General features: G+C 63.1%; 15 protein-coding genes. 8 read left to right on the top strand and 7 right to left on the bottom strand.

What is annotated here, in order from left to right; all coding sequences use genetic code 11:
• Positions 1 to 28 precede the first annotated feature (28 nt).
• Positions 29 to 832, bottom strand: a complete 804-nt coding sequence (locus ABH939_RS01065; protein WP_404649199.1) for an SDR family NAD(P)-dependent oxidoreductase — start codon at positions 830 to 832, stop codon at positions 29 to 31.
• A gap of 343 nt (positions 833 to 1,175) precedes the next feature.
• Between ABH939_RS01065 and ABH939_RS01060 the strand changes: the two genes are divergently transcribed.
• Positions 1,176 to 1,778, top strand: a complete 603-nt coding sequence (locus ABH939_RS01060) for a TetR/AcrR family transcriptional regulator (protein ID WP_042448650.1) — start codon at positions 1,176 to 1,178, stop codon at positions 1,776 to 1,778.
• Here the strand turns inward: ABH939_RS01060 and ABH939_RS01055 are convergent, their stop codons facing one another.
• Positions 1,779 to 2,372 carry a TetR/AcrR family transcriptional regulator gene (locus ABH939_RS01055; protein WP_003940428.1) on the bottom strand — a complete coding sequence of 198 codons (594 nt, stop codon included), beginning with the start codon at positions 2,370 to 2,372 and terminating at the stop codon, positions 1,779 to 1,781.
• A 117-nt stretch (positions 2,373 to 2,489) separates the two neighbouring features.
• On the opposite strand from ABH939_RS01055, the gene ABH939_RS01050 reads away from it, so the two are divergent.
• The 3 genes from ABH939_RS01050 (at position 2,490) to ABH939_RS01040 (ending at position 5,359) form a co-directional block, all read left to right on the top strand.
• Positions 2,490 to 3,251 (top strand): enoyl-CoA hydratase-related protein, encoded by a 762-nt coding sequence (locus tag ABH939_RS01050; protein ID WP_030536952.1) that lies wholly within the window; start codon positions 2,490 to 2,492, stop codon positions 3,249 to 3,251.
• 241 nt (positions 3,252 to 3,492) lie between these two features.
• Positions 3,493 to 4,008 carry an OsmC family protein gene (locus ABH939_RS01045; RefSeq protein WP_007732784.1) on the top strand — a complete coding sequence of 172 codons (516 nt, stop codon included), beginning with the start codon at positions 3,493 to 3,495 and terminating at the stop codon, positions 4,006 to 4,008.
• Positions 4,009 to 4,045: 37 nt separating this feature from the next.
• Positions 4,046 to 5,359: a bifunctional o-acetylhomoserine/o-acetylserine sulfhydrylase gene (locus tag ABH939_RS01040; protein ID WP_003939848.1), complete on the top strand. Its 1,314-nt coding sequence runs from the start codon at positions 4,046 to 4,048 to the stop codon at positions 5,357 to 5,359.
• 64 nt (positions 5,360 to 5,423) lie between these two features.
• Here the strand turns inward: ABH939_RS01040 and bphC are convergent, their stop codons facing one another.
• The 4 genes from bphC to ABH939_RS01020 all read right to left on the bottom strand — a co-directional run bounded on the left by bphC (position 5,424) and on the right by ABH939_RS01020 (position 9,584).
• Positions 5,424 to 6,344, bottom strand: a complete 921-nt coding sequence (gene bphC / locus ABH939_RS01035; RefSeq protein WP_404649197.1) for a biphenyl-2,3-diol 1,2-dioxygenase — start codon at positions 6,342 to 6,344, stop codon at positions 5,424 to 5,426.
• A 35-nt stretch (positions 6,345 to 6,379) separates the two neighbouring features.
• Complete coding sequence (locus tag ABH939_RS01030; RefSeq protein ID WP_003940250.1) at positions 6,380 to 7,558, bottom strand: acyl-CoA dehydrogenase family protein; 1,179 nt, start codon at positions 7,556 to 7,558, stop codon at positions 6,380 to 6,382.
• 171 nt (positions 7,559 to 7,729) lie between these two features.
• Positions 7,730 to 8,599: an alpha/beta fold hydrolase gene (locus ABH939_RS01025; RefSeq protein ID WP_003940235.1), complete on the bottom strand. Its 870-nt coding sequence runs from the start codon at positions 8,597 to 8,599 to the stop codon at positions 7,730 to 7,732.
• Positions 8,600 to 8,675: 76 nt separating this feature from the next.
• Complete coding sequence (locus ABH939_RS01020; protein WP_007729442.1) at positions 8,676 to 9,584, bottom strand: IclR family transcriptional regulator; 909 nt, start codon at positions 9,582 to 9,584, stop codon at positions 8,676 to 8,678.
• 138 nt (positions 9,585 to 9,722) lie between these two features.
• On the opposite strand from ABH939_RS01020, the gene ABH939_RS01015 reads away from it, so the two are divergent.
• The 3 genes from ABH939_RS01015 (at position 9,723) to ABH939_RS01005 (ending at position 12,499) form a co-directional block, all read left to right on the top strand.
• Positions 9,723 to 10,598, top strand: a complete 876-nt coding sequence (locus tag ABH939_RS01015; protein ID WP_003940045.1) for a TIGR03619 family F420-dependent LLM class oxidoreductase — start codon at positions 9,723 to 9,725, stop codon at positions 10,596 to 10,598.
• A gap of 32 nt (positions 10,599 to 10,630) precedes the next feature.
• Complete coding sequence (locus tag ABH939_RS01010) at positions 10,631 to 11,122, top strand: nuclear transport factor 2 family protein (protein ID WP_003939809.1); 492 nt, start codon at positions 10,631 to 10,633, stop codon at positions 11,120 to 11,122.
• Positions 11,123 to 11,251: 129 nt separating this feature from the next.
• Positions 11,252 to 12,499 (top strand): Nramp family divalent metal transporter, encoded by a 1,248-nt coding sequence (locus ABH939_RS01005; RefSeq protein WP_064443709.1) that lies wholly within the window; start codon positions 11,252 to 11,254, stop codon positions 12,497 to 12,499.
• A 56-nt stretch (positions 12,500 to 12,555) separates the two neighbouring features.
• Here the strand turns inward: ABH939_RS01005 and ABH939_RS01000 are convergent, their stop codons facing one another.
• Positions 12,556 to 14,151 carry an acyl-CoA synthetase gene (locus ABH939_RS01000; protein WP_065351432.1) on the bottom strand — a complete coding sequence of 532 codons (1,596 nt, stop codon included), beginning with the start codon at positions 14,149 to 14,151 and terminating at the stop codon, positions 12,556 to 12,558.
• A 369-nt stretch (positions 14,152 to 14,520) separates the two neighbouring features.
• On the opposite strand from ABH939_RS01000, the gene ABH939_RS00995 reads away from it, so the two are divergent.
• Complete coding sequence (locus tag ABH939_RS00995) at positions 14,521 to 15,459, top strand: 3-oxoacyl-ACP reductase (RefSeq protein WP_007729451.1); 939 nt, start codon at positions 14,521 to 14,523, stop codon at positions 15,457 to 15,459.
• The last annotated feature ends 22 nt before the right edge of the window (positions 15,460 to 15,481 follow it).

Raw genomic sequence — 15,481 nt, 5'->3', positions numbered from 1 at the left:
AAGGGTGTACGTACGAATGAAGGGCGAGTTACATGCCCATGCCACCGTCGACCGGTAGGCCGATTCCGGTGATGAATCGCGCGGCGTCGGAGGACAAGAACACAACGGCGTCAGCCATGTCGTTCACTTCACCGAGGCGGCCGAGCGGGGTGAGGCCGATGACGTCTCCGACTGCTGCTTCGGCGCTGGGCCAGAGACCGAGCTTCTCCATGTCCGCCGCGAGTCCGAGACCCATCTCCGTGGCGACAAGACCCGGGTAGATGCAGTTGACGCGGACTCCGTAGCCGAGCTTGCCCGACTCGGCGGCGGCAACTCTGGTGAAGCGATCGACCGCGGACTTGGTCGCGGAGTATCCACTGATCCCGGGAAACGGAATGGTTGCGGCCACTGAAGAGATGTTGATGACGGAACCGCCGGTTCCGGCTACGCCACCCGGACGCATGCTGCGCAGTCCGTGTTTGGTTCCGAGCGCTGTTCCGAGGATGTTGACCTCACACATACGGCGGATGTCGTTCGGATCGAGGTCGACCACCAGCGAGGAAATCTCGATGCCTGCGTTGTTGACGAGGATGTCGAAGCCGCCGAGGGTCTCCGCGGTGGCGGCGACTGCCTCTTCCCAGTTGGCATCGTCGGTGACGTCCAGCTTTACGAAGCCGGTTTTGACTCCGCCCGAACCAACAGCCTCTGCGGTGGCACGACCCTCGTCTTCGAGAACGTCGCCGATCATCACTGACGCCCCCGCCCTCGCCAACGCCTCAGCCATTCCGGCTCCGAGCCCCTTGGCACCACCTGTGACCAGTGCTTTTCGTCCCTCGAGATCAAACACGCTCATTTTCGACTGCCTCCATGACTGAAACGACTCTCGCGATGCCACCGTTCACAGCGACGCTGCCAAGTGGTGTGAGTCACAGAGTATTCAACTTTGGACGAGTGTCAAGAGAAATCTTGACGACTGTCAAGATTTTGTTACACGCTCGTCAAAGACCAGGGGTTACACTGATTCGGACGCGGTGATCGTGCCGCTGTGGAAACCGCAGGGAACAGGACGTGCCATCGTGACCACGACAGTCGAGAAGCCTAGTGAGGCAGGGAAAAAGGCTGCACCTAGCTCACCGGGCCAGCAGTCCGACTCCGCGAAGCGGTCCGACTCCGCCAAGCGGTCCAACGCAGACAAGGTGTCGCGTCGCCAGGTCGACAAATTCTCCGAGCGACGTGATCAACTCGCCGAGGCCGCACTGCAAACCCTGGCCGAATTGGGCTACGCACGCACGAGCCTGCGCGAAATCGCCCAGAATTCGGAGTTCTCCCACGGCGTCCTGCACTACTACTTCAGCGACAAGGTCGATCTCATCACCCACTGCGTGCGCCACTACAAGGCACGCTGCGTCACCCGCTACGACGGCATCGTCGCCACCGCGAAGACACCGGAGGAACTGAAAACCGGTTTCGGCGCACTGCTCGCCGAGACCATGATCGAAGAACCCACGATGCACCGCCTCTGGTACGACCTGCGCGCGCAGTCGATGTTCGAGGAGTCGTTCCGAGCCGACGTCGCCGCGATCGACGAGAGTCTCGAAAACATGATCTGGCGCATCGTTTCTCGCTACGCCGAGCTTCTCGACGTAGAGGCATCGGTCACCTCGGCGGCGATGTACGCAATCTTCGACGGCCTGTTCCAGCAGAGCCTGCTGCGCCATCTGTCCGGCGATCAGACTGCCGCAAACTATCTTTCGGAGAGCGTCCAGCAGATGCTGCCTCTGGTAGTGCCCACTCCCTGATCAGCGAGCAGCGATGCCTTCCGCGACGTACCTGGCTCCGCGATCGAATTCTCCGACCACGTCGTAATCGGCGTCTTGCCGCCAGAAGCGGACCAACGCTCCGTACGTACCACCGATCATCTGTGCGAGAAAGAGCGGCGGGTAGTCCGATCTCACTTCGCCGGCTTCGATACCGGCAGTGACGATCCGCAGAAGTTCCACGTGGAACCGATGATCGTGGGCCGCCCCCGCTCCGGAGGAGGCGAAGTCGCGCTCGAGTTCTGCAGTCACCATGCGCAGATAGCGCGGGTGCATGATCGCTTGCTGCGCAAAGTCCTGAAAAATCCGGGAGATCCGATCAGAAGTCGGCATCGGCGATTCCATGAGCTGATCCACCAGTGCCGCAAGCTGATCGAGATGATCACTGTGCAACGCCTCGAGAACCGAGTCCTTGCCCTGGAAGTAATTGAAGAAGGTGGCTCGCGACACCTCGGCTCGCTCGGCGATGTCGTCGACGGTCGTGCTGGCGAAACCCTGCGCCGAGAACAGAATTCGAGCAGCCGAGAGCAACCTGTCGTTGGTGTCGCGCTTGTTCTGTTCTCGTTTGGAAATCACGTCGACCTGCCCTTCTCCGCCTCAGAACACAGTCTTCGCCACAGTCCGGAATGTGTCCAATGTCCGTCCCGTCAGGTGACGCACCTCCGCCTCCGATAGGTGGACTACAGTCCAATTATGTCGACTGTTTCCACCGAACGCCATGACCGCGTTCTCATCGTCAGGATCGAACGCGAAGAACGCCGTAACGCGATCAACCGTGAGACTGCCGAGGGAATCGAAGCCGCGCTGAATCTTCTCGACGACGACCCTGATCTGTGGGTCGGCATCATCACCGGAACCCCCAATATCTTTTGCGCCGGAACCGATATCCGAGAGCGGGCCGACCTTCGCATGCCTCGCGGCGGTGAGTACGGCGTCATTCGGCGCCGGCGGAACAAGCCCCTGATCGCTGCAGTCGAGGGCTACGCGCTTGGTGGCGGTTTCGAAATCGCACTGGCCTGCGATCTGATCGTCGCCTCTGCCACAGCGCAATTCGGCCTTCCCGAAACCAAACGCGGTCTGGTTGCGACGTCCGGCGCACTCTTTCGGGCTCCTCGCGCGCTTCCGATCAACGTCGCCCGTGAACTCTTGATCACCGGCCGCACACTCGATCCCGAACGGGCAAAGGACCTCGGCGTCGTCAATGCAGTCACTGCCCCTGGTAAGGCACTCGACGAGGCACTGGTGATGGCAGCGGAGATCTGCGAGTCCTCCCCCACCTCCGTGAGTCTGAGTCTGAAGGCCATCGAGGCTCTCTACGCCGACGCCGACGCCGACGGATGGAAGGTCACCGACGACGCCAAGGACGCAGTGTTGCGCTCTCCGGACATCGCCGAAGGACTCGACGCTTTCGCCAATCGTCGGACACCCCGGTGGAGCGGACTGCCACCCGCATGACAGACCACAATCCGAGACAGATTTCCTATACGTCTGGTCGGAAAGGGTATGAACCGGTTACAGTCTCTCCTGTGACGGGAATCGGCGCATACGAGACGGGCACGCTGCTGACGCGGCGGCGCCATGTCGACTTTGCGCATGTCTGTACATCCGGGTGTCCGATCTACTGATCGGACCTACGACGTGAGCGCCGCTCACGTCGATACTCGTATGTACACCCAGATCAGGGGACATTTCTGTCATGACCACCGCCTCCATCTCACACCTGAGTTCCGTCGTAGCAGCCAACGCCGACGCCATCGACAAAGACGCGAGCAAAGCGCACGTCGTCTTCAAGGCTTCCGCCCAGGCGCACGACGCCGTTGCCAGCACCATTTCTCTCGGTAAGTACAGCGTCGAGGTCGACGAGCCGCCGGCCCTCGGCGGCGAGAACACCGCAGCCAATCCTGTCGAGTACTACCTTGCTTCCCTGCTCTCCTGCCAGGTGGTCACCTACCGCGTCTGGGCGGACAAACTCGGTATCGCTCTCGACGACATCTCGGCCAGAGCCGAAGGTGACCTCGACGTTCGTGGATTCTTCGGCTTCGACGACGCCGTCCGTCCGGGATTCTCCGAGGTCCGCGTGGTCGTCACCCTGACCGGCCCCGAAACCCGCGAGCGCTACCTGGAACTGCAGGAAACGGTCGACGCCCACTGCCCCGTACTCGATCTCACCCGCAATCCCGTCCCAGTGCATACAGTCGTCGAAACCGCCTGACCCGCACCAACCCACCTTCACCACGGAGTATGAATTCATGAGCGAGAACACCCCCGTCGATACCGATCCGACCGCCGATTGGTCGTTCGAAACCAAGCAGGTCCACGCCGGACAGGGCCCGGACAGCGCTACCAACGCTCGGGCGCTTCCGATCTACCAGACCACCAGCTACGTCTTCGACAACACCGACCATGCGGCGGCGCTCTTCGGCCTCGCCGAGCCGGGCAACATCTACACCCGCATCATGAACCCGACGCAGGACGCCGTCGAGCAGCGCATCGCCGCCCTCGAAGGCGGAGTCGCGGCTCTGCTGGTTGCGTCCGGTCAGGCCGCCGAATCCTTCGCGATCCTCAACCTCGCCGAGGCCGGGGACCACATCGTCTCAAGCCCTCGCCTGTACGGCGGCACGTACAACCTCTTCCACTACACGCTGCCCAAGCTCGGTATCACCGTCGACTTCGTCGAGGACCCGGACAACCTCGATCACTGGCGTGAGGCAATCCGTCCGAACACCAAGGCGTTCTACGGCGAAACCATCTCCAACCCCAAGAACGACGTGTTCGACATCCCCGGCATCAGCGCAGTCGCCCATGAGCACGGCATCCCACTGATCGTGGACAACACGGTCGCAACTCCGTATCTCATTCAGCCGCTGAAGCACGGCGCCGACATCGTCGTCCACTCCGCCACCAAATACCTCGGCGGACACGGCACCGCGATCGCCGGCGTCATCGTCGACGGTGGCACCTTCGACTGGACCCAGGGACGCCACACCAACTTCACGACCCCCGACCCCAGCTACCACGGCGTCACCTTCGCCGATCTCGGTGCACCCGCCTACGCCCTCAAGGCACGCGTTCAGCTTCTGCGCGACCTCGGCTCGGCCATCGCACCGTTCAACGCCTTCCTCATCTCGCAGGGTATCGAGACACTGAGCCTGCGCATCGAGCGCCACGTGTCCAACGCCCAGAAGGTCGCGGAATTCCTCGAGGGCCGCGCCGAGGTCACGTCGGTCGCGTACGCCGGACTGGAATCCTCGCCCTGGCACGAGCGCGGAAAGCAGCTGGCTCCCAAGGGAACCGGCGCCATCGTCGCGTTCGAGCTCGCCGGTGGAGTCGACGCAGGCAAGAAGTTCGTCAACGCACTGACGTTGCACAGCCACGTCGCCAACATCGGTGACGTTCGCTCACTCGTCATCCACCCCGCGTCGACGACGCACTCGCAGCTCACCCCCGAGGAGCAGCTCGCTTCGGGCGTCACCCCGGGGCTCGTCCGCCTTGCGGTCGGCATCGAAGGGATCGACGACATTCTCGCCGACCTCGAAACCGGTTTGGCCGCAGCAGCTTCCTGATCTATCGCACGAAAAAGCTCGGCCCCGATATGCATTGGGACCGAGCTTTTTCGTTGCGTAAGAGCTAGCTCTTGGGAGTGAACGCGGCCAGCGGTTCACTGTCGGACCAGTCGTGGCCCCAGTAGCTGTCGGCCGTGATTTCCTCAGCGGTGTAGAAGGCTTCGTCGACAAGCATGCCTTCGCAACCGAACTCCAGATCCCATCCACCCGGTGCGCGCACGTAGAACGACACCATCTTGTCGTTCGTGTGGCGACCCAACGTCGAGGAGATCGAGAAGCCGAGCTTGGCAACACGATCGAGAGCCTGACCGACGGCGTCGAGAGTCTCGGCTTCCATCATCAGGTGCACGAGACCGGGCTCGTCAACCGGCGGCGCCGGGCACAACGCCAGGCTGTGGTGGCGCTGGTTGACACCCATGAAGCGAACGCGGCGAGCCGGCGGCGGCGCATCGATACCGCCGAGACGGATGGAACCGCGCGGGAGGAATCCGAGCACCTCGGTGTAGAAGGTGTATGCCTCGTCGAAACGCGTAACCGGAAGCACCACATGGCCGAGGCCCTGATCGCCGGTGACGAAACGGCCGCCGTGCGGGGTGACCAACGGGCTGTGGTCGAGTACCGGTCCGAAGAAGACCTCGACTCGGTTGCCGTTGGGATCGCCGAATGCGATGACCTGCTCGGCATCGCGGTAGCTGGCGTCGACCTCGGAAAGAACCTCGACCTCGACTCCGGCCTTCTCCACTGCTTCACGAACACGCTGGAGCGCGAACTGATCTCGCACTTCCCAGCCCACTGCGAGAGCCTTGTCCGTCTCACCGGGCAGGACGATCAGTCGCGCACGACGCTCGTCCAGGCGCAAGTAGAGGCCGTCGGCTTCCGGGCCACTACCGACCGCGAGGCCGAGTCCGTCGACCACGAGCTCGCGCCAGCGAGCCACGTCCTGCGTTTGGATCCTGAGATACCCCAGGCCCCGAATTTCAGTCATGCCTAACCGTCCTTGCTTCGAAAGTATTTGTGGGACTAGATCATCGAGCGGTGGATACCCTGCGGTTCGCCGCCGAGCTGCGAGAGCGTCGACGCATGGAAGATGGAACCGGGTACATGGATCGCGTGCGCCAAACCGGCATGAGCGTCACGCCAGAACCGCTGCATCGGCGTGTTCAACTGCAAAGCCCCACCACCGGAACGAGCAAAGATCTCGTCCACCGCCCGCACCGCCCGCCACGCCGCAGCAGTCTGCGTACGGCGACCGATCGCACGAAGCTCGAACGAAACTTCCTGCCCCTTCTCCGTCATGTCCCAGAAACGATCCACCGTCTCCAAGATCGCAGCCCGAGAAGCAGCGATCTCGGCCGCAGCCTCACCGATCGCGAACAGCACGTACGGATCTTCCTTGATCGGAACACCACTGACCGTCACACGCTCACGCTGCGCCGCCATGTTGCACGCCAACGCACCTTCGGCGATACCGATCAACGACGAGGTGATCCCCAACGGGAAAATGCACGAGAACGGGAACTTGTACAACGTCTCCGTACGACCCGCTTCCTTCCACGCCGTCCCGTCGTACACCTTTCCGGCGTCGATCGTGCGGTAGGTGGGCAGGAACGCGTCCTTGACGATCAGGTCCTTCGACCCGGTTCCGCGCAGGCCCACGACATTCCAGCTGTCCTGGTCGATGTCGTAATCGGAGCGCGGCAGCAGTACGTGCAGGTGCTTCGGCGGCATCAACGGCTTGCCGGACTCGTCACCGACCATCGCGCCGATCATGATCCAGTCACAGTGATCGGTGCCGGACGAGAACGACCAACGACCGTTGAGGATGTACCCACCCTCGACCGGCCTCGCCACGCCCATCGGCGCATACGGTGACGCCATCCACGTATCGGGATCGGTTCCCCACACCTCTTCCTGAGCCTTGCGGTCGAAGAACGCAAGCTCCCACGGATGAACACCGACGATGCCGCTGACCCAGCCCGTGGCACCGTCCATCGCGCCGATAGCCATTGCCGTCTCGGCGAATTCACGCGGATGCGCCTCGAGGCCTCCGAACTCCTTCGGCTGGAACATCCGGATGACGCCGGAGTCGCGCAAGCGCTTCGCGCTGCCGTCCGTCAAGCGCATCAGCTTGTCGCCCTCGACCCCGTCGGCGCGGATCTCGTCGGCGAACTGTGAGATGTTGTCCAGAACCTGACCCATGATTTTTCCGGCTTTCTGGTTTCGCTACCCGGCGAGTGCCTGGGCAGAATGAAAATCTGTTGGTGAAACGGTGGCAGGTAGCCCACCGAAGTGCAGAAACGCTTCCCGGTGAGTGGGAGCACCCCTGTGCGCCTTTTTGGTAGTGGGGGCTACCAAAAAGGCGCACCGTCCTTACTTGCCTTCTGGACGCGTCAGAAATGCCAGAACGGACGCGACCCAGGCGTCGCGAGCTTCGATCATCGTCCAGTGTCCGCAGTTGGGGAAGATGTGAACTTCGCCGTTGGGGATGTCGCGCATCGGCAGAATCGCCATGTCCACGGGGCTGACGCGGTCGTCGCGTCCCCAGGTCAACAGCGTCGGCGCCTTGATCTTGTTCAGCTGCGCCCAGTACGGCACGGCGGTCGACGCAGCGGCAGCCGCGCCCATGGCGGCCATGGCCTTGCTGCTGTACATACGACGGGCGATCTCGAGCGTCGTCGGCTCGGTGGCCAGGGCCCAACGCTCTTCGATGAGCTGCTCGGTGACGACGGCACGGTCGAAGACCATCGAATGCAACCAGCGGACCAGGGCTTCGCGGGTGGGGTTGTCGGTGAACTCCATGAGGAGTTTGATGCCTTCACCGGGCCCCGGCGAGAAGGTGTTCTTTCCCATGCCGCCGATGGTGACGAGCTTGCTCACCCGGTGCGGCTCGTCGATCGCGACCTTGGTGGCGACGATGCCGCCCATGGAGTTACCGATCATGTGGACCGGGCCGAGGCCGAGGCCGTCGAGGAACATCCCGACCGACGCCTGCGCCATCATCATCGGATGGTCGGGGCCGGGATCGCTGACGCCGAATCCGGGAAACTCGAGAACGTAGCAGTGGAAGTGCTTCGCGAAGTCCGCGAGAACGCCGCGGTAGTTACGCCAACCGGTGACGCCGGGGCCCGATCCGTGCAGCAGCAGGAGCGGCGGGCCGTCGCCGGCTTCGTGGTACCGGAGCACACCGAGATCGGTCTGCAGTTCCTTCAGAGTTCCCTCGTAGCTCAGTTCAGTCGTCATGGTCCGAACGGTGCCATCAGTACCGCTGAGCTGCTATGACTCGTCCCGATCAGCGAGACAAGTCGATCAAAATACGTCAGATCCAGTGGTCGGACGACGCTGCCAGCAGGCGATCCATCGTCTCCGCCGAGAACGTATTGGTCGGAACGGGAGGCGTTTTGCGGCCGCGGCGAGGAGCACCCAGTTCGGGGTACAGCGTCCGTGAGACCTCGCGAGCCGCGTCGACGACCAGCGGAGCAACTCGCTCGAGCTGAGCGGTCCGCATGTCACCACACAACGCGATGCTGCCGACGGGACCCTCGTGTCCGCGAATTGCCGAAGCCACACAAGCGACTCCACGCGCCGACTCCCCGCGTTCGAAGGCCAGTCCCCGACGCTGACGGATGCGGTTCAGTTCCTGGTGGAGCACAGCGACGTCGGTGATCGTGTTCTCGGTACAGCGGGGAAGAGAAGCCCCGAACAGAGCGTCGACGCGCTCAGGGTCGATCCACGCCAGCATCGCCTTGCCACCAGCCGTCGAATGAGCGAGCACTCTGCCGCCGACGCGGGACGGGAGCGCCGCGGCGAATCGTCCGCCGACCTTGTCGAGATAGACGCTCTCGCGTCCGTCGAGCACCGACAGGTGAACGACCATGCCGGTCTGCAGGTGCAGTTCGTGCAGAAGCGGTGCAGCGGCTTCGCGGATCTGGCTGTGGCCGCCGTCGCCACCACCGAGGCCGAGCGCGCGACGCCCGAGGCAGTAGCCGAACGATGCGTGATCGACCCAGTCCAGCTTGACCAGCTGATCGAGAATGCGGTGGACCGTGGAGCGCGGCAACTGAGTACGGCACGCGACCTCTTCCAGCGTCAGCCGCGCGGCGCGGCCGTCGAAGGCGTCGAGAATCAGTGTCATCCGCTCGACCATCGACGGCGGCAGATCCTTCTTGGGTTGCCCACCGGCAGTCTGGACGGTGGACAGTGTGTCGTTCATGTCAACAATGGTCATGGACGCCTCCCGAAAACTGGAATTGATTCTACCGACTATAACCCAGGTCACAGTTTCTGGAAAGTGAATCGATCTTTTCGATCCCGATCAGCGGTAATTCACCTGCCACCGGGCGAGTGGGGACGCTATAAACGCCCGATGCACCTGGGAATCGTCACACCGGTCCTGATTCAGCACCCGAGCACGCGCTCGGAGTGGGAGGCAAGTGCTGACATCGGCGAGATCGCCACAGTGGCCGCCACGGCGGATCGACTCGGTTTCCATCATCTGACCTGCAGTGAACACGTGGCGGTCCCCGAGGAGATTGCCGCCGAGCGCGGCGGAACCTACTGGGATCCGCTCGCCACCCTTGGTTTTCTCGCCGCGCGTACATCAAGAATCCTGCTGGCGACCCAGGTGCTGGTGTTGGGCTACCACCACCCCCTCGAGATCGCCAAGCGTTACGGAACGCTTGATCGCGTCAGCAATGGACGCCTGATACTCGGCCTCGGGGTGGGGACTCTGAAACAAGAATTCGATCTCATAAATGCTCCATTTGCCGACCGAGGAGCGCGCGCTGACGATGCCTTGGCCGCACTTCGGGCATCACTGTCGACGCCGACTCCGGAGTATCACGGCGAGTTCTACGACTACTCCGGATTTGTCGTCGAACCCCACGCCGTCCAGAAACGGGTGCCGCTGTGGATCGGCGGCCGGACCAAGAGATCGCTGCGCCGGGCCACCACACACGGCGACGGGTGGGTGCCGTTCGGGCTGCGATTCTCCGAACTGAAGGAAATGCTCGATGCCACGACGCTCCCCGACGGATTCGACGTGGTGCTTCCCGCCGGTGCGCCGCTCGATCCTCTCGGCAATCGCGAATCCACCCTTCGCGCCTTGACTCGCGTCCGTGACGCCGGGGCGACCATCGCCAGCTGCTCGGTCGGCGCTCGAAGCGTCGAGCACTACTGCGAACAACTCGAAGAACTTCACCGAATCGCCCTCGCCGAGGGCTTTTCTTTCACCACTTCCTGATTCCCCGACAATTCAATGCAAAGGACGTACCGATGACCGACTCGACCGCCCTGATCGAATCCCTGCTCGCCCGAGTGGAATTGCTCGAGGACAAGCTCGCGATCACCGAACTGCTGACCACATACAGCCCTGCCGTCGACAGCGGATCAGCCGACGAGGTCGCGAACCTGTGGCTCGAGGACGGCGTCTACGACGTCGATACCGGTGCGATGCACGGCCGCGGCGAACTGCGCGCGATGGTTCACAGCGCCTCACACCAGAACTGGATCATGAACGGCGCGGCCCACATGATGACACCCGCCCACATCCGCATCGACGGCAACAAGGCCGTCGCGACCTGCCATTCGCAGTTGGTCATCAAAGATCCCGAGAACCCGACGGGATTCAAGGTCCTCCGCATCACCGCAAACCGTTGGGAACTGATCAAGACGGACGGCGAGTGGAAGGTCGAACTGCGTACCAACGCCCTCCTCGACGGCCGACCCGAGGCTCGCGCTCTCCTGGCTGCCGGCGTGACGGCCTAACCGGCCTGTGCGCGGTTAGGGACCCTCTGCGGTCGCTGACCGCGCACAGCTGTTGAAAGTTCGGCTCCCCGAACTCTATAGTTCACTTATTCGAACCAACAGGTCCGAGTACGTGTGACCAGGAGACCGATGAGCACCAGTACGCAAGAGCCGACGACTCCGCGCCGACGACCCACGGGGAGATCCATCGCCCTGCTCGGTCCGGCGTTCGTCGCGGCAATCGCGTACGTCGATCCGGGCAACGTCGCCGCCAACCTCACCGCCGGCGCCAAGTACGGCTACCTCCTCATCTGGGTACTCGTACTCGCCAACGCGATGGCCGTCCTCGTGCAGTATCTGTCCGCGAAACTCGGTCTCGTCTCCGGCAGATCCCTGCCCGAAATGCTGGGTCAGCGCCTGCGTAAGAACAACCGCCGCGCCTTCTGGCTCCAGGCCGAGATGATGGCGATCGCGACCGACGTCGCCGAAGTCATCGGCGGCGCCATCGCACTCAACCTGCTCTTCAACATCCCGCTCTTCCTCGGCGGACTGATCACCGGATGCGTGTCGATGGTCATCCTGACGATCCAAAGTCGGCGCGGACAGCGCACTTTCGAGTTCGTGGTCATGGGATTGCTGGCCATCATCACCATCGGCTTCCTGACCGGGCTCGCCTTCACCGACGTCTCCGGCAGCGAGGCCGTCGCCGGACTGGTCCCCCGCTTCGAAGGAACCGAGACCGTACTGCTCGCCGCCAGCATGCTCGGAGCAACGGTCATGCCCCACGCGATCTACCTTCACTCCGCATTGGCACGTGATCGCCACGGCCACATCAAACCCGGCCCACGGTTGCAGCGACTACTCAAAGTCACCCGTTGGGATGTCGTCGTCGCGTTGATCATCGCCGGTGGCGTGAACATCGGCATGCTGCTTCTGGCCGCTTCGGCGCTGCGCGGAGTACCCGGCACCGACACCATCGACGGTGCGCATGCCGCGATCGAGAATTCGCTCGGCCCGGGCATAGCCGTGGTGTTCGCGATCGGCCTCCTCGCCTCCGGACTCGCGTCAACCTCCGTGGGATGCGCGGCCGGCGCCGAGATCATGCATGGTCTTCTGGCCATTCGCATTCCGGTGATCACACGCCGGATCGTCACGCTCATCCCGGCGCTGATCGTGCTCGGACTCGGCGTCGACCCGACGCTGGCGCTCGTGCTCAGCCAAGTGGTCTTGAGCCTGTGCATCCCCTTCGCGATCATCCCACTGGTGCGAATGACCTCGGACCCCGAACTCATGGGCGACGCTCGCAATGCCCCGCTCACGACCGTCGCGGCGTGGATTGCGGCGGGCTTGATCGTTGCACTCAACGTCGCTCTGCTGGTTCTGACGGTGACAGGCTAGAGCACCGGCGCCACCCAACGCGTCCCTCACAAACGCGCTGGACGGCTCCGGCCGGACTAGGAGACTTGCTCGGCGAGAGTGGCCTTGGCCCAGCGATAGTCGGCCTTTCCGCTGGGAGAACGCCTGATCGACGGAACGTTCATGACGGTGCGCGGCACTTTGTACCGAGCGACCTGCGACGCGCAATGCTCACCGATCTCGGCAGCGTCCGGGACGTCGAAGCCTTCGCGGGTCGTGATGACCGCAGCGACGCGCTCACCGAACTTCGCATCCGGAATTCCCGCGACCAGAGCGTCGAGCACCGCCGGGTGACTCTTGAGCGCCTGCTCGACCTCTTCCGGATACACCTTCTCCCCGCCGGTGTTGATGCACTGAGAACCACGCCCCAGCAGGACGATCGAGCCGTCGGCTTCCACGCGCCCGACGTCGCCGAGCACCGACATCCGCACCCCGTCGATCACCGGGAACGTAGCCGCGGTCTTGACCGGATCATTGAAGTAGCCGACCGGCACGTGACCGCTGCGAGCGATGTAGCCGGTCTCGGGCGATCCCGGCTCCAGCGGCCGCATCCTTTCGTCCACGACGCGGGTCTCGTCGCGAGCGGCGATGCGCATCAGGCCGTCTTCGCCGATCTCCAGATTGCCGTCGACGCCCGACTCCGAGGAGCCGAATCCGTCGCGGATCACCAGGTTCGGAAGCATCGACTTGAGCTGCTCCCGCAGTGAGAGCGAGAACAAGGCTCCACCCGACGAGACCATTCCGACCGTGCTGAGGTCGTAATCTGCTGCGTTTGCTGCCAATTCGTCTGCGAGCGGACGTGCCATCGCGTCTCCGACGACGGTGATGGAGACGGCCTTCTCACTTCCGGCGAGCTGCAGCGTCGTCTTCGCGTCGAACCGCGCCATGAGAATTGCGTTGGCGCCCATGAAGAATCCGGTGAACAGCGAGTATGACGCCGCACCGTGCATCAGAGGCGCGGTACTGAGCATGTTCATCGCGGGGACGTTCGGCACCGCGGCGAACAGAGCCTCGGCGGTCGTGTGCGGCGGACCGAACGGATTTCCGCCGGTGAGCGCCGCGAAGTAGAAGTCTTCATGACGCCACATGACACCCTTGGGCATCCCCGTCGTGCCGCCGGTGTAGATGACAAAGAGGTCGTCGTTGCTGCGGGGCGCGAAGTCACGAGTAGCGGGCTGCTCCGCGGCAGCGTCGGCGTATCCAACGACGTCGACACCTTCGATATCGCGGACCACGGACTTGCCGACGACAACGACGTGTTTGATGCCGGGCGCGGCCGGGAGAACCGTCTCCACGACGGAAACGAACTCCTCGTCCACGATCAGTGCCACCGACTGCGAATCGTTGTACAGATAGGTCAGTTCGGCGTCGACGTAGCGATAGTTGACGTTGATCGGGACCGCACGAATCTTGAGGCAGCCGAGCAAACTCTCGACGAACTCGATGCTGTTGCGCATGTGCAGAGCAACGTGATCGCCGGGCCCGACACCGACGCTCGCCAGGTGGCGGGCGATGCGATTCGAGCCCTCGTCCAGCTCGACGTAGGTGCGACGACGACCATCGCACACGAGCGCCGTGCGGTCCGGAATCAGATCCGAGATGCCCTCGTACAGATCTGCCAAATTCAGTGACACTGCTGGTGCCTTCCTTGATGTCCGGCCCGGTGAATTCGGGGCCGACCGTACTGCGTTTTCGGTGGGAACTATCCGACCCTGGAGCCGACGAATGCGGCCGAGAACTGAGCGGATCGGTGGTGACGCAAACGCGTACGCGGTGGGATCGCCGCGTCGCCCCAAGGTGGCATGCAGCGCTCGTGACCCAGATCACCGCTCCCGCTGAGTGAGACTCCTCCTCAGTCGGCCAAACTTCTGTTCAAAACTAGAACTAATTCTGATTTCGCTCGAATGATTTTTCGGAACCGACTACCGAACTCTCGACTTCAAATTAGAATGAATACTAATTCTGCAAGACGTACCCGACCGCCCGGATCGAAGGAGCACGACATGACGCAATCACTGAGCTTGGAAGGCAAAGTTGCCGCCGTCACCGGCGCCGGCGCCGGCCTGGGTCGCGCCGAAGCACTCGGACTCGCGGCTGCCGGTGCAGCCGTCATCGTCAACGACATGGGTGCAGCGGCCAACGACGTGGTCGACGAGATCAAGGCCGCAGGTGGACAGGCACTCGCCATCACCGGCGACGTCTCCGACTGGTCGCTCGGCGGGCGCATCATCGAAGAGGCTGTCAAGAACTTCGGATCCTTCGACATCCTCGTCAACAATGCAGGCATCCTGCGCGACAAGATGATCTTCAACCTGACCGAATCCGATTGGGACGACGTCATCCGTGTGCACCTCAAGGGCCACGCCGCCACCTCGCACGCAGCCGCAGTCCACTGGCGCGCAGCCAGCAAGGCAGCCGACGCACCGGTCTACGGCCGCATCATCAACACCTCTTCCGAGGCCTTCCTCTTCGGCAGCGCCGGACAGCCCAACTACTCGGCAGCCAAGGCCGGCATCACCGCTCTGACGCTCTCGAGCGCAGCAGGTCTCTCCCGCTACGGCGTCCGCACCAACGCGATCTGCCCCCGCGCGCGCACCGCCATGACGGCAGAAGCCTTCGGCGAGAACAACACCGGCGTCGTCGGCCTCGATCCGCTTGCACCCGAGCGCGTCGCGACCCTGGTCAGCTACCTCGCATCCCCCGATTCCGACGAGATCAACGGACAGGTCTTCGTCGTCTACGGCAAGATGGTGGCGTTGATGGAAGCACCCAAGGTCGAGAACCGTTTCGACGCAGCCGGATCCGCGTTCACCGTCGAAGAGCTCGGTGGCCAGCTCTCGTCTTACTTCTCCGGCCGTGGGCCGTACGAGACCTACGCCGCCTACAGCATCGCCGGCCTCGAAAAGATTGCACTTGCAGTCGACGAGACCGCAACAGTTTGAGCAGCACTTACGAAGAGGAGCG

Origin of the sequence: Rhodococcus sp. 27YEA6 (genome assembly GCF_044908235.1) — a bacterium.
Classification (GTDB): Bacteria; Actinomycetota; Actinomycetes; order Mycobacteriales; family Mycobacteriaceae; genus Rhodococcus_F; species Rhodococcus_F qingshengii.
This window is presented reverse-complemented; position numbering and strand designations above follow the sequence as displayed.